This is a genomic window from Paenibacillus silvestris (genome assembly GCF_009882985.1).
Lineage (GTDB): Bacteria > Bacillota > Bacilli > Paenibacillales > NBRC-103111 > Paenibacillus_E > Paenibacillus_E silvestris.
The window spans coordinates 538,792-552,285 of record NZ_WTUZ01000010.1; the positions used below are offsets into that span (position 1 = coordinate 538,792).

Consider the following 13,494-nt stretch of genomic DNA (forward strand, 5'->3'; position numbering starts at 1 on the left):
CGAGCGGTGAGCCCACTAAGCCTCTACCTTTATTCTACTAAGACTGATCGGCAATAGACAGGTACGAAACTAACCTCAATTAGCATATAATTAACATTCTGCCTGCAAAAAAACGCCAGGATCACGACTGACAAAAAATCAGTCTATCCTAGCGTTTTTGTTTCATAGTAAGCTTCCAAACGATTAATCCAGCACTTCGCTATCAAAAATATGAGCACGCTCCAAGTAAGCTCTTAAGGGGATGAAGGAAGCGCCTGTCCAGAACGATGAATCGCCAACGAGTTCGGCAGCATCATCACGCGCCTGCTCCATGACTTCGAAGTCCGCCATCATGTCGGCGACACGGAACTCCGGCAGCCCGCTCTGCTTCGTGCCGAAGAAGTCCCCCGGCCCGCGCAGCTCCAGATCGCGCCTGGCAATCTCGAAGCCGTCGGAGGTTTCGGTCATCGCCTTCATGCGCTCCTTGCCGACCTCGGTCTTCGGGTCGGCGATGAGCACACAGAAGGACTGGTGCTCGCCGCGTCCAACCCGCCCGCGCAGCTGATGCAGCTGTGACAGGCCGAAGCGGTCGGCGTCGTAGATGACCATCAGCGTGGCATTCGGCACATCCACGCCAACCTCGATGACCGTCGTCGACACCAGCGCCTCCACGGTCCCTTCTTTGAATGCGCGCATAATCGCTTCCTTTTCCTGCGCGCTCATACGCCCGTGCAGCAGACCGATCCGCATATGCGGGAAATGCTGCTGCAGCTGAATATGGACGTCGATGGCATTCTGCACGTCCAGCTTGTCCGACTCTTCGATGAGCGGACAAATCACATACGCTTGTCGCCCTGCCGCCACCTCGCGTTGGATGAAACCAAGTACTCGCTCCAGCATAGCGTGCTGGACAGCATACGTCTTGATCGGCTTACGCCCTTTGGGCAGCTCCCGCAGCGTCGACACATCCATGTCGCCGAAAGCGGTAATCGCCAGCGTTCGCGGAATCGGCGTCGCCGTCATCGTCAGCACGTCGGGGTTCATCCCCTTGCGCCGCAAAATGCTGCGCTGATTCACCCCGAAACGGTGCTGCTCATCCGTCACGACCAGCCCCAGCTGGCGGAAGTAGACGTCCTCTTGAATAAGCGCGTGCGTCCCTACCAGCACATCAATCATGCCCATCTGCAAGGAAGCGAGCAGATCCCGCCGTTTACGATCTGTCGAGCTGCCTGTCAGCAGCGCAACCTGCAGCCCGTAGGGCTCGAACAAACGGTCCAGCGAGCGCTTGTGCTGCTCCGCCAGGATCTCCGTCGGCACCATCAGCGCGCCTTGGTAGCCGGCCTTGAACGTCGCGTAGAGGCCTATGGCCGCGACGATCGTCTTCCCTGCACCGACATCGCCTTGCAGCAGCCGGTTCATGCTGTACGGCTCCTGCATATCGTGCAGGATCTCGCCCACAACCTTCTTCTGCGACTCCGTCAGCTGGAAGGGCAGCGCGCGCACGAAGGCGCGCACAGCAGGTAGGTCAACCTGCTGCTTCACCCCGTCCGCGCGGCTTCGCGTCACCGCGCGGTAAGCCTGCAGCTTGAGCTGGAATAGGAACAGCTCCTCATACACCATGCGGCTGCGCGCCTGCTTGCCTTCCTCCACACCGCTCGGCGTGTGGATGACAGCCAGCGCCTTGCTGCGCGGCATGAACCCGTATCTGCCGGTAATGCCCGGCGGCAGCACTTCAGTGACCATGGCGCTGTACTGTGTCAGCGCCTGCTGAATGGCTTTACGCATCCACTTTTGCGTAATTGAGCCTGCAACCGAATAGACCGGCTGAATGGTGCCGGTATTCGAATCGCCTTGTCCGGGGAACTCGGAATCGGACACGCTCATTTGCCTCCGCTTGCCGTCCCATTTGCCGGTTAGGATAATCTCCTGCTGCGGCCGCAAGCGATCTTTCAAAAAGTGGCGGTTGAACCACACCGCCGTCAGGAGAAAGTCATCGACCATCACCTTGCAGGAGAGTCGAGACTTGCCGCTGTAGCGCTGCAGCACCGGCTCCCCAATGATATATCCTTTCACCGTGACACGGTCGCCGTCTTTCACGCTAGCGAGATCGCGCACGGTGTAATCCTCATACCGGAATGGCACATACTCCAGTAAATCCATAACCGTAAAAATGCCCATGGCGTTTAGCTCAAGTGCTTTCTGAGCGCCGACTCCATGGACTTCGCGTACGACAACTTGATTTAAATCCATCACTTACACCGCACTGACGAATGCTGCGATCGTACCGGGTCCAGCGTGCGCGCCAATGACAGGCCCCAGTGTAATATAATCAACATGCTCCACTTCAAATTGCTGCGTAATGACTTCTCGCAACAGCTGAGCGCCTTCCAAATTGTTGGCATGGGCAATATGTATGGACGGAATACGCCGATTCGGCACGTCAGCCGCAAGCAGCTCCAGAATGCGCGCGATCGCTTTCTTTTGACCCCGAACCTTATCAATTGCCGCCACTTCCCCCTCACCATCTATCGAGAGAATAGGCTTAATATTCAGCAGAGAACCAAACAATGCCGACGCTTTGCCGATTCTTCCACCTTTTTGCAGAAATTCGAGTGTATCCACAAGAAAATATATGTAAAAGTTCTCTCTAATCCTTTGTACCAACTCTATAATCTCAGCTGAGCTTTGCCCAGCTTTGGCCGCTTTCGCCGCAGCCACAACAAGAGCGCCGATACCATAAGAAGCCGTGCGGGAATCAACCACATGTACCTTGCCGGTAGACTCCTCCAGCATCGTTGAGGCTAGCAAAGCCGACTGATACGTTCCGCTCAGTGCAGAAGATAAATGAATTGAAATGATTTCCGTATTCGGCTCTTCTAGCAAACTCTGATACAAGCTCAGGAACTCCGCAGGAGACGGTTGTGAAGTTCTAGGAAAATGAGGTGACGAGGTCAGCTTAGGATAAAACTCCTCGGATTTCAGCGTCACCGCATCCAAAAATTGTTCCTCTCCAAAATGAATCTTAAGCGGCACCATCTCAATATTAAGCTCTTGTCTAATTGCCAGAGGTATGTCGGCCGTGCTGTCCGTTACAATACGAATATGTGTCAACAGGGCTCACTCCATTTCCCGAATTTAATCCACCTAAGGGATGATCGTTTATTCTACAGAGAACAGGTACGCATACAATGGCTGTCCGCCAGGGTGAAGCTCGACTTCAATCTCAGGATAAACCGTCTGAATGAAAGCCTCAAGTTCTTCGGTCTCTGCGCTCACAGCATCTTCTCCAGTGAGGATTGTTACGATCTCGCTGCCTTCATCAATCATCTCTTCGAGCAGCTTCTTGCAAGCATCCATCAAACTTGGCTGTGAAGACACAATCCGGCCATCTTGAATACCGATAAAATGCCCTTGTTTGATGTCAATACCGTCCATGTTCGTGTCACGCACCGCATACGTCACTTGACCGGATTTCACACGACGAAGTGAGGCATTCATCGCTTCCGTATTCGTTTGGGCATCTGCTTTCTCTTGGAACGCCAGAATGGCTGCAAGACCTTGGGGAATGGATTTGGATGGAATGACGATCAACGTTTTGTCGACCAGATCAGCTGCTTGCTGCGCTGCGAGGATGATGTTGGAGTTGTTCGGCAGCACATAGATCGTTTGCGCATGAATGCTGTTAACCGCATTCACGATATCCTCTGTGCTCGGATTCATCGTTTGTCCACCGGACAATACGACATCAACGCCTACACTGGACAAAATCTCTGTAATGCCCTCACCCAAAGCGACTGCAACGAAGCCATATGGCTTGCCTGGTTCTGCTTCTGTTACAGCAGTCGGAACAGCTGCCTCGTAACCTTCCGTGGTCATCTCTTCCAATATATGTGAATGCTGATCGCGCATATTTTCAATTTTGATGCGGCTTAGTGCGCCGAAACTCATCGCTTGGTTCATGACTTCACCTGGATATTCGGCATGAATATGCACCTTGACCAGTTCCTCATCGGCAACGACAAGCAAAGAATCTCCCAGTTTGCTAAGCTGCTCGCGGAACCTGCCTTCGTCGAAAACAAGCCCTGCCACCTTGCCAGGTTCAATCGTTAGCATAAATTCTGTACAATAACCGAATTCGATATCTTCCGTAGCCAAGTGCGCCTGTGCCGGAAGATGTGCATGGACTTCTTTGGCCAGGTTCAAGCCTGGAACTACTGAAACTGTATCAAGCCTTGTATCCATCGTTGCGTAGTCTTCTTCTATCTGAAGCAGCCCCCCGCTTAACGCTGTGACAAAGCCTTCATAGACGCAGACAAGCCCTTGGCCTCCTGCATCTACCACCCCAACCTGCTTGAGCACAGCAAGCTGCTCAGGCGTTCTAGCGAGGGCTTCGTTCGCCTTGCTCAAAACTTCCTGCATAAGATCGAGCAGATCGCCGCCGCGTCTATACTGCGTGGCATGTTTGGCTGCTTCTTTGGACACGGTCAAAATCGTGCCTTCTACCGGTTTCACGACTGCCTTATACGCTGTCTCTACCCCTTGCTGCAACGCAGCCGCGAATTGCTGTGCATTCACATTCTCAAGATCGTGCACATGCTTCGCGAATCCGCGAAACAGCTGTGACAGAATAACCCCAGAGTTACCCCGGGCGCCCATCAGTAACCCTTTGGACAATGCATCAGCTGCTTTCCCAATATGAGAGGATGGCTTCTTTTTCAGTTCCTCACAACCAGCTGTGAGTGTTAAATTCATGTTGGTGCCGGTATCTCCATCGGGTACAGGGAAAACGTTCAATCCATTAACCTTGTCTACATTTCTGCGAAGGTTATCCGCACCCGCCAAGACCATGGCAGTGAAGTCATTTCCATTTATTGAAATAAAGCGCTTACTCAAAGTGATTCCCCTTCCTGGTTATCGGGCTTTTATTTGGCTACACGAACGCCTTGAACAAAAATGTTCACATCGTCTACATGAAGCCCTACGACATCGTTCAAAATATATTTGACTTTTGTTTGGACATTGCCGGCAACTACGGATATTTTGGTTCCATAGCTGACAATAATATAAAGATCAATCTCGAGTCGCCCGTTCTCACGACGAACTTCGACACCGCGGCTTAAATTGTCCCGTCCTAGCAGTTCTGCTATTCCGTCTTTCAATTGCTTTCTAGTGGCCATGCCAACAAGTCCATAACAATCTAACGCAGCGGATCCCGCCAGAGTTGAAATCACTTCATTGGTAATATACACTTTTCCAAACTCGGTTGTGAGTTCAATTGGCATTATTGTACAACTCCTTCATGTTTCACTTTAGCAACTAATTATGTAAGTATTCCCATTCCAGCTTTGCTTTAGCAAAGTCGACGCCAAATCGTCAAAGATTATGTATTCGGAAAGGTGGGCTAATCTTCATTGTACTATAACATACTTAATAAATAAACGGCAAAAAAGAAGGTAATTCGTTGACTCTGCTCCTTTTGCTATGCTATTATATTTAAGTGTGTTTTTGCTGGTTATTATAAGAATCGCAAGAAGCAAAGTCTAAATTTGAGGAAAGCTGTCATGTCAAGCTTAGGCTTGCCACCCAGGCTGCTTTGTATACTGCCGAAGGAGGTGTCAAACATGTCCCGCAAATGTTTCGTTACAGGTAAAAGTCCTAAATCAGGAAACCACGTGTCCCACGCTAACAATAAAAATAAGCGTACTTGGGGAGTTAACGTTCAAAAGGTTCGCATCCTCGTTGATGGTAAACCAAAACGGGTTTACGTAAGTGCTCGTGCGTTGAAGTCCGGTAAAGTGGCTCGCGTTTAATTTTCGGATACTTATACTTTATGTAAAAAGACAAAAAGCACCTTCCGGTGCTTTTTTTGCATTTCTGGGAATTGGGACTTCGTATGTGTTAGCTAACTTTAGTTTTTGCTAAACGTATTAAGTACAGCTTTCACGAACCCACCCAAAAATTTTGGTAGCTTGATTGTGTAGAACTTCATTCTCTACCCCTCCTTAGAGTTTAGTCAGCAAACGGACACATGCCCGAAGACTGACTTCGACTTCGTGAGCACTAACATCATTACAACAGTATATGCCCCAGTCGTGAAAAAGTACCTTCTATTTTACTTTCTCCGATCTATTGCTTCCAGAAAGCAAAAAAAGCTACAAGAGCGCATCGCTCTTGTAACTATATGTATGCAGCTAAGGTGCAGTTATACCCGTCTGCGTGTATAGCGCATAAATTAAGTTGAACATGAAATACAAGATCACAGCGATCACGATGAACCAGATTCGAAATCCGAGTCCCTCAAACCGCCGGAAGAAACGCATCCCCAGATACAAAGCACCGAGTGAAAAAATATACTTCGTGAAATCGTGTATGTTAGAAAAACACGCAAGAAGCACGGCGCAAACTAGACTGTACAGAAACAGCCAGAGAAATCTCATCGTCCCGTTCTCCTCTACCCCCGAATTCGTTTAATCGCATCGGCGCGGTCGGACTGACCAAATACAGCGTTGCCTGCGACGAGCACATCGGCTCCCGCTTCGATCACTTGGCGAGCTGTTACCTCGTTGATACCGCCGTCCACTTCAATGTGCAGGCCGCTCAACCCCTTAGCGTTCGCTTGCTCGCGCAGTGCGCGGATTTTGCTCAGCATGCCGGGAATGAACGCTTGTCCCCCAAAGCCCGGATTGACGGTCATAATAAGAACAAGATCCAGATGCTCATCGAGCACGTGTTCAATAAGCGAAATCGGGGTCGCAGGGTTAAGAACAACCCCTGCTTTGATGCCGCTTTGCTTAATCAGATGAAGCGTCCGATGCAGATGCGTACAAGCCTCTACATGCACGGAGATGAGGTCTGCGCCTGCTTTAATAAAGTCAGGAATATAGCGGTCAGGCTCCTCAATCATCAAATGGACGTCCAGCGGCAGCTTCGTCACTGGGCGTATAGCTTCAACAACAAGTGGTCCAATCGTAATATTGGGCACGAAATGGCCATCCATGACATCCACATGGATCCAATCTGCTCCGCCAAGCTCGGCGTCTTTAATCTCTTCACCAAGTCTAGCGAAGTTAGCTGATAAAATAGAAGGTGCTACGTGTACCATTCGTTCCTAATACCTCCTCTTCCGATCCTTGATTTCCCCTAAAAATAACAAGTAATGATCATACCGCGAAGCGGCAATCGTTCCTTCGGCTACGGCATCACGAACCTTGCAATCCGGCTCATGCAGATGCAGACAGCCCCTAAACCGGCAGCCCTCCGCTACTTCAGCGAACTCTTTGAAGCAGCTGCTAAGCCCTTCTGCCTCGACTTCCATGAAGTCGAGCTGACTGAATCCCGGCGTATCCGCTACGAGACCGCCATTGTTCAAAGGAAGCAGCTCAACATGGCGGGTCGTATGCTTCCCTCGGCCCAAACGTTGAGAAATTGCATTGGTTTCCAAGTTGCGACCGCTAATCATTTCATTGAGCAAAGAGGACTTGCCTACACCGGATTGCCCGGCGAAAACGCTGACCGCGCCTTCGAGATGTTGCAGAATCGACTCCACACCTACTCTCTGGCGAGAACTCGTCTTAAGCACGGTATAACCGATCCCCTCGTAGAGCTTCGTAATCCGCTCCAGCTCCGCAACCGTCATTTCTTTGGGCGCGGCAGGATGCGTATGTTCTGACAATAAATCACTTTTGGTGAAGCAAAGTACAACCTCGATGCCTGTGTTTTCAATATGAACAAGAAATTTATCTAGCAGCTGTAAATTCAGAACAGGCTCTGTAACTGAGAATACAAGTACAACCACGTTCACATTGGCAATCGGAGGACGGATCAGTTCTGAAGAGCGGGGCAGGATTTCAGTAACAGTCCCTTCCCCATTCTCGGTCTCCTCAAACATGACCCTGTCCCCGACAAGAGGCGTTATCTTCCTGTTCTTAAACACGCCTCTACCGCGACAAGTAATCGTATTAACATCCTGAAGTTCCGCCCCTTCGGGCAGAACATAGTAATAACCGCTCAAAGCTTTAACAATCATTCCTTGCGGCATTAATTTGTGCCTCCAGTAGGTGGTTTGGAGGCAGCGCCACCTGTTTGACCTTGCCCATTGCCCCCAACCGGAATAGCCGGCCCGTTGTTTTGCTGTTTAGGCGATGAGGAAGGCGAGATACTAGGACTCGGCGAGACGTTCTTGCCATTCTTTTGATCTAAATAATCTTGATAGGTGCGCGTAATGGAGTTAACCAAGTTGTCTCCTTCTTTAATCAAAATGACGGCTTTCTTATCCGGAGAAACGATGACTTTGACATCCAGATTCTGAGGCTTCGATACTTTTTCCGTTTTGTATTCGAAGTTCTCATACTGCGCATCGCTAACGATTATTTTAAACTCGGAATCTTTGCCTTCCGTGGTCGGCTTTACAGGGACACTGACGGTTAGCTGTCCAGCATCTTCCGGCAATCCATCGCTAATAATCAAAGAGATTTCGGAGCCAACGGAGACATCCGTGTTTTTATCAAATGGAAATTGCTTGATTACTTTCCCTTTGGCAACCTTATAGCTTTTCTCGCGTGTAATGCCGTTTGCAGGCAGCTTGAGGTTCAGCTTAGTGATTTGCGCCTTCGCTTCAGCCTCCGTCATGCCAACGAGATCGGGCATTTTGAAGGTTTCCTTCGCTTTGCTTACGACGAAAGTAATTGCTGCTTTATCCAGCTCAAATTCATCTCCGACTAGAGGCGTTTGCTTCAGGATTGTGTCCGGCGGATCATCCGTCGTCGTTTGGGTGAACGTAATCTGATCATCGTTAATCCCAAGCGCTTGCAGCTTCAGCTTCGCGTCCTTGAGTTGCTGGCCAATATAACTTTCCATCTTGATCTTAGGAGCGCCCTTACTCACATACAGCGTCACCTTGGTACCGACGTTCATTCGCATACCGCTAGGATTTTGACGGATAACCGTATCTTTAGGTGCTTTGCTCTCCGCATCGATCTCCACGGTAGAACCTAGCTTGGCAGCTGTTAACTCAGCTTGCGCTTCGGTTAGCGTTTTGTTCACCACGTTAGGAACCTCCACCGTTTCAATGGCAAACATCCCTTTCACATATCCAATAGCGTACCACAAAGCGCCAAGAATCATCAGCAAAATGACGATCCATACAATCGGCTTAATCCAACCCTTCCCCTTCTTGGGAGCAGGCTCCTCGCGCCAAGATGACTTTTCAGGCTCATCGTCGTCATCGAAGCTCGCAAGCTGATCCGCACGAATGGCTGGCATAACCAAGGTACGCTCCTCGTCCATGCCATCGGCATCCCAAAAAGCCACTTTCGCTTCATTCCGGCGATCCGGGTGTAAGCACGTATCCAGATCCGCCATCATCAGCTTCGCAGACTGGTAGCGTTCATCGGGCTTTTTGCGCATGGCCTTTAGAATAATGTTTTCCACGCTCTGCGGAATGAGAGGGTTTGCTTTACGAGGATCTTCCACATCTTCCTGCAAATGCTTCAAAGCCACAGAAATCGGGCTTTCCCCAAGAAAAGGCAGGCGGCCCGTCAGCATTTGATACATCACGATACCGAGGGAATACAAATCGGATTTTTCGCCCGTGTTGGTACCTTTCGCATGCTCCGGCGAGAAATAATGCACAGAACCGACAACGGCTCCCGTTTGTGTAATCGTGGAAGACGTAGCAGCCCGCGCGATACCGAAATCCGTCACTTTGACGCGGCCGTTTTTACCGATCAAAATATTGTGCGGCTTAATATCCCGATGAATAATTTCATTATGATGAGCGTGATCGAGCGCATCGGCAATTTGGCTGGCATAATGCACAGCGTCTTCCACCTGCAATGGTGCTCTTTCCTTAATTAAATCATTCAAAGTAGTGCCTTCTATGTATTCCATGACAATGTAATGCACATCTTCTTCTTGTCCCACGTCATAAATACTGACGACATTAGGATGAGAAAGGGAAGCGGCTGCTTGAGCTTCTCTGCGGAAACGACGAATGAACTCTTCGTCATGTACATACTGCTGTCGCAGTACTTTTACAGCCACTTTACGATTTAATAAAAGATCATGCCCTTTATAAACTAAAGCCATGCCGCCTCCGCCAATACGGTCTAGAATTTCATAGCGGCCCCCAAGCTTTCTACCGATCAATTCCCATCACCCCTTTTTTCGTCCGAATCAGAATCGTGCGCAAGTAAAACAACCGTTACGTTATCGTCTCCACCTTCACTCAGCGCGCTTTGAATCAAGTGTTCCGCAGCAGCCTCCAGCTCAGCATGCGATTTGATGATTCGTAAGATATCACCAGAATCCACTAATCCGCTTAAACCGTCAGAGCAGATCAGAATCGTATCCCCAGGCCGCCACGAATACTCGTATAAATCTACCTCTACGCTAGGCTCTGTGCCCAGCGCTCGGGTAATCCAATTACGGCGGGGATGATGATCCGCTTCTTCAAGGGTTATCTGCCCGTTCTTCACAAGCTCATACACCAGGGAATGGTCTTCCGTTAGCTGAGTAATCGAATCGCCGGCAATCTTGTATGCACGGCTGTCACCGATGTGACCGATAATCAGCAGCTCCTGGGAAGCAATCACGGCGACAACTGTCGTCCCCATGCCATGATAGCTCTCTTGTCCAGAGGCAAATTCATAAACTTTCTCGTTCGCCTTCTCGATCGCTTCCTTCAGCACTTGCTTGCATGCGTCAACGGGCATTCCCCAGTGAATGGATTGGAGTTCATTACTGATCATATCAATTGCCATTTGGCTGGCGATATCGCCAGCCTGGTGTCCCCCCATACCATCAGCGACAATAGCCAAAGAAAGGCCATTCAGCTCATGCTGTATGGCGGCGCGGTCCTCGTTCACTAAACGGACTTTACCGATGTCGGTACGGCTTACCATCTTCATCCTGATTTCACCTCATGACTTGCTCTCCATATGCTTCGCGCGCAGTTGTCCGCAGGCAGCAGCGATGTCACTGCCTTGTTCACGACGTATGGTGGCATTAATTTTGGCCTTCTCAAGAATACGTTGGAAGGTGAAAATATCGTCCCTAGGCGTACGTTTGAAATCCCGCTCGGCCACGAAATTCACAGGAATCAGGTTCACGTGGCTAAGCGGCATATCCTTCAACACTTGCGCCAGTTCCTCTGCATGTTCAGCCTGATCGTTCACTTCCCCCATGAGGGCATATTCGAACGTGATGCGTCTGCCGGTTTTGGCAATGTAATACTTACATGCTTCGATCAAATCAACGAAAGGAAATCTGCGATTGACCGGCATGAGTTTCGAGCGAAGCGCATCATTCGGAGCATGAATAGAAATCGCCAAGTTAACTTGTAGATTCTCATCTGCGAACTTATAAATGTTTGGCACAATTCCGCTTGTCGAAACCGTGATATGACGTTGTCCAATGTTCAAGCCCTTCGGATGAATCATCACGCGCAAGAAATTCATCGTCGCTTCATAATTCTCAAATGGCTCACCGATTCCCATGATCACGATAGAAGAAACGCGTTCCCCCGTCTCATCCAGCAGCTTCTGAGCTTTAACGACCTGAGCGACAATTTCCCCCGGTCTCAAATCCCGCTTAAGACCACCTAGCGTAGACGCGCAAAAGGTACAGCCAACCCGGCAGCCTACTTGCGTAGTGACGCAAATACTGTTGCCGTAGTTATGCTTCATGACGACCGTTTCAATTGCATTCTTATCCTCAAGCTCAAATAAGAACTTGACAGTACCGTCCTGCGACTGATACTTCGCAATTTCAGACAGTGTAACGAATTCAAACTGATCCTTCAGTTTGTCGCGCAGCGCCTTCGGCAAGTTGGACATCTCGTCAAAGCTAAACACACGCTTAATATACAGCCAGTCAAAAATTTGCCCAGCTCGAAATGAGGACTCGCCGTTTTCTTTTACCCAGCTCTGCCACTCATCCCAGTTTAAATCATATACAAATGGTTTTTCTTTCAAATACGGTTTATTAGACACTATTTATCACAACCTGTTGTTATTTGTTCCAGCTTTATTGCTAATCCTGTCTATTTTATCACAAAGCGGGGACGAACACACATCCCCCTCTTGGAGCTACGCACGCTTGCGCAGCCGCGCTATGAAAAAGCCGTCCGAATGATACTGCTGCGGCAGAATTTGCACCATCCCAGCGGCAGCAGCCGCAGGGTCAATGCTCGCGAATGCTTCCGCCGGCAGCGGCGCGAGCTCAAAATCGCGATGCTCCGCGAGGAAACGCTCTACCATGCCTGCATTCTCCGCATGCTCAATCGTACATGTGCTGTATACCAGCACGCCGCCAGGCTTCAGCAGTCGGTGGACCCGGCTTAAAATCGCGTACTGCAGCTCGCTGATCGCCTCGATCTCAGCTTCCTGCTTCGCCCACTTCAAGTCCGGCTTGCGGCGAATAACGCCTAAGCCGGAGCACGGCGCGTCGAGCAGGATGCGATCGAACGACTCCGCCGCAAAATGCTCGTCCAGCTTCGCAGCATCCATCACCAGCGTCTGAATCGACGACAGTCCCAGACGCTCTGCTTGGTCTGCAATCAACTTCTGCTTGTGCTCATGCAGATCACAAGCCCAGATCTTACCGCTATCATCCATCTTCTCCGCGATGTGAGCGGTCTTGCCGCCAGGGGCGGCGCAGCAGTCCAGCACCATCATGCCTGGATGCGGCTCAAGAGCTTCGGCGACGAGCATGGAGCTCTCGTCTTGAATCGAGAAGTCCCCCTGCAAGAAACCGGGGGACAACGCCATGTTCCCGGCCCCCTGCACAAGGATGCCGGCCGGGGCCAGCTCTGACGCTTCCGCGCTGAGGCCGCTGCCCTGGAGCTGCTCCAGCAGCTCCAGACGGCTGCGATGCCTCGCATTCGCGCGAATGCTCACGTGCGGCGGCTCATTGTTCGCCGCACAGATCTGTTCCGTCAGCTCAGGACCTAGCTGACGGATCCATCGGCGCACGAGCCACTCCGGATGGGAGTGGCCCAGCGCGATGCGCTTCACGTCGCCGAGCGCCGCCGGAAGCGTGAGCTCATCTTTGCTGCGGATGATTGCGCGCAGCACGCCGTTGACCATGCCCGAGATGCCTTGGTGGCCTCGGCGCTTCGCGATATTGACCGCTTCGCTGACGACCGCATGATCAGGGATGCGGTCCAAATAATGCAGCTGGTAGAAGCTCAGCCGCAGCAAGCATCTGACCCATGGCTCCAGCTTCGCGAGCCCTTTGCTCACAAAACGCTCCAAAAAGAAATCAATCGTATTTTTACGTCCGATGGTTCCATATACAAGTTCAGTCGCCAGCCCCGCATCAGCCCGTTCAAGCGCATGCTTCTGCAAAACCTGATTGAGCAGAAGGTTGCTGTACGATTGATTCTCTTCAACACGAATCAATACATCCAGCGCCGCTTCGCGGGCAGAATGCTTAACAGCGCTGCTCTTCGCAGCGCCCCCGGAGGTTTTTGATGACAAGGGCTTACGAGCCCCTTGTGTTTGGTTGGATCGATGT

13 protein-coding genes are annotated in these 13,494 nt (G+C 50.7%); 1 reads left to right on the forward strand and 12 read right to left on the reverse strand.

The window, feature by feature from the left end:
- Window positions 1–183: 183 nt before the first annotated feature.
- The 4 genes from recG to GQF01_RS05945 are packed head-to-tail and all read right to left on the reverse strand — an operon-like array spanning window position 184 to window position 5,261.
- Window positions 184–2,232: an ATP-dependent DNA helicase RecG gene (gene recG / locus GQF01_RS05930; protein WP_328803403.1), complete on the reverse strand. Its 2,049-nt coding sequence runs from the start codon at window positions 2,230–2,232 to the stop codon at window positions 184–186.
- Window positions 2,233–3,090: a DegV family protein gene (locus tag GQF01_RS05935; protein ID WP_161405908.1), complete on the reverse strand. Its 858-nt coding sequence runs from the start codon at window positions 3,088–3,090 to the stop codon at window positions 2,233–2,235.
- 48 nt (window positions 3,091–3,138) lie between these two features.
- Window positions 3,139–4,872: a DAK2 domain-containing protein gene (locus tag GQF01_RS05940; protein ID WP_161405909.1), complete on the reverse strand. Its 1,734-nt coding sequence runs from the start codon at window positions 4,870–4,872 to the stop codon at window positions 3,139–3,141.
- 29 nt (window positions 4,873–4,901) lie between these two features.
- On the reverse strand, window positions 4,902–5,261 hold the full coding sequence (locus GQF01_RS05945; protein ID WP_127452220.1) for an Asp23/Gls24 family envelope stress response protein: 360 nt from the start codon (window positions 5,259–5,261) through the stop codon (window positions 4,902–4,904).
- A gap of 339 nt (window positions 5,262–5,600) precedes the next feature.
- On the opposite strand from GQF01_RS05945, the gene rpmB reads away from it, so the two are divergent.
- Window positions 5,601–5,789, forward strand: a complete 189-nt coding sequence (gene rpmB / locus GQF01_RS05950; RefSeq protein WP_127452218.1) for a 50S ribosomal protein L28 — start codon at window positions 5,601–5,603, stop codon at window positions 5,787–5,789.
- Window positions 5,790–5,887: 98 nt separating this feature from the next.
- Here rpmB and spoVM read toward each other — a convergent pair whose 3' ends face one another.
- From spoVM to rsmB, 8 genes are all read right to left on the reverse strand, one after another.
- The gene (gene spoVM, locus GQF01_RS05955) at window positions 5,888–5,968 is read right to left on the reverse strand and encodes a stage V sporulation protein SpoVM (RefSeq protein ID WP_014652194.1); all 81 of its coding nucleotides are present in this window, start codon (window positions 5,966–5,968) and stop codon (window positions 5,888–5,890) included.
- A 202-nt stretch (window positions 5,969–6,170) separates the two neighbouring features.
- Window positions 6,171–6,416, reverse strand: coding sequence for a hypothetical protein (locus GQF01_RS05960; RefSeq protein WP_161405910.1), 246 nt, complete (start codon window positions 6,414–6,416; stop codon window positions 6,171–6,173).
- 14 nt (window positions 6,417–6,430) lie between these two features.
- On the reverse strand, window positions 6,431–7,081 hold the full coding sequence (gene rpe / locus GQF01_RS05965) for a ribulose-phosphate 3-epimerase (protein ID WP_161405911.1): 651 nt from the start codon (window positions 7,079–7,081) through the stop codon (window positions 6,431–6,433).
- 6 nt (window positions 7,082–7,087) lie between these two features.
- Window positions 7,088–8,017 carry a ribosome small subunit-dependent GTPase A gene (gene rsgA / locus GQF01_RS05970; RefSeq protein ID WP_161405912.1) on the reverse strand — a complete coding sequence of 310 codons (930 nt, stop codon included), beginning with the start codon at window positions 8,015–8,017 and terminating at the stop codon, window positions 7,088–7,090.
- Window positions 8,017–10,125 (reverse strand): Stk1 family PASTA domain-containing Ser/Thr kinase, encoded by a 2,109-nt coding sequence (gene pknB / locus GQF01_RS05975; RefSeq protein ID WP_161405913.1) that lies wholly within the window; start codon window positions 10,123–10,125, stop codon window positions 8,017–8,019. Before pknB ends, rsgA begins: the two co-directional genes overlap by 1 nt.
- Window positions 10,122–10,886 carry a Stp1/IreP family PP2C-type Ser/Thr phosphatase gene (locus tag GQF01_RS05980; protein WP_161405914.1) on the reverse strand — a complete coding sequence of 255 codons (765 nt, stop codon included), beginning with the start codon at window positions 10,884–10,886 and terminating at the stop codon, window positions 10,122–10,124. Before GQF01_RS05980 ends, pknB begins: the two co-directional genes overlap by 4 nt.
- A 12-nt stretch (window positions 10,887–10,898) precedes the next feature.
- On the reverse strand, window positions 10,899–11,969 hold the full coding sequence (gene rlmN, locus GQF01_RS05985; protein WP_161405915.1) for a 23S rRNA (adenine(2503)-C(2))-methyltransferase RlmN: 1,071 nt from the start codon (window positions 11,967–11,969) through the stop codon (window positions 10,899–10,901).
- A 96-nt stretch (window positions 11,970–12,065) separates the two neighbouring features.
- The gene (gene rsmB, locus GQF01_RS05990; protein WP_235959009.1) at window positions 12,066–13,457 is read right to left on the reverse strand and encodes a 16S rRNA (cytosine(967)-C(5))-methyltransferase RsmB; all 1,392 of its coding nucleotides are present in this window, start codon (window positions 13,455–13,457) and stop codon (window positions 12,066–12,068) included.
- Window positions 13,458–13,494 lie beyond the last annotated feature (37 nt).